Annotated in this window: 1 protein-coding gene; it reads right to left on the bottom strand. The window is 69.0% G+C overall.

The features are described from left to right. On the bottom strand, positions 1–570 hold a 570-nt coding region (locus tag AC1DU6_RS34860; protein ID WP_477863101.1), incomplete at its 3' end, for a protein kinase domain-containing protein. Positions 571–597 lie beyond the last annotated feature (27 nt).

Here is a 597-nt window from a genome sequence, read left to right on the forward strand (position 1 = left end):
GAGCACGTCCTCCTCGGCCGACTCGCGCACCGCACGGCGCGTCACGGCGTTGAAATCCACCGTGGCCGGGAAGACCTCCTGCGCGACTTCCAGGCCAATGAGGCGCACCTTGTCGCCGGCGTCGATGACGAGGCTGGCGGTCTGGATGTCCCGGTGGGCGTGGCCGGCCTCATGGGCGAAGGCCAGGCCTTCGAGCAACTGGGCAATCCAGCCGGCCGCGTCGATGGGCAGGGGCGCGTTCTGGCGCGCCAGGCGCTCGTCCAGCGTCTCGCCCAGGGCGCGGTCGTAGGCCACATAAGGCCAGTTCTCGATCTGGCCGATCTCGAACGGACGTGCCAGGTTGGGGTGCTGCACCCGCTCGGCACCTTGGGCCATGCGCAGCCAATGCTCCAGCGCGGCCGCGCTGTTGGGCTTGTCACGCGGCATGCAGAGCATCAGCTCCTGGCCATGGCGGGGGTCGAAGACGCCCCAGATCAGGCTGCGGGCGYTCTTGGACAGCAACGCGCGCAGCTCAAAGCGGCCAAAGCTCTTCGGCGGTGGGGCGGCGGGGCTGGAACTGGAATCAGGCACGGCAGACGTGGGTGGGCTGTAACAGAT

The sequence above is a fragment of the Roseateles sp. P5_B10 genome (assembly GCF_056400485.1).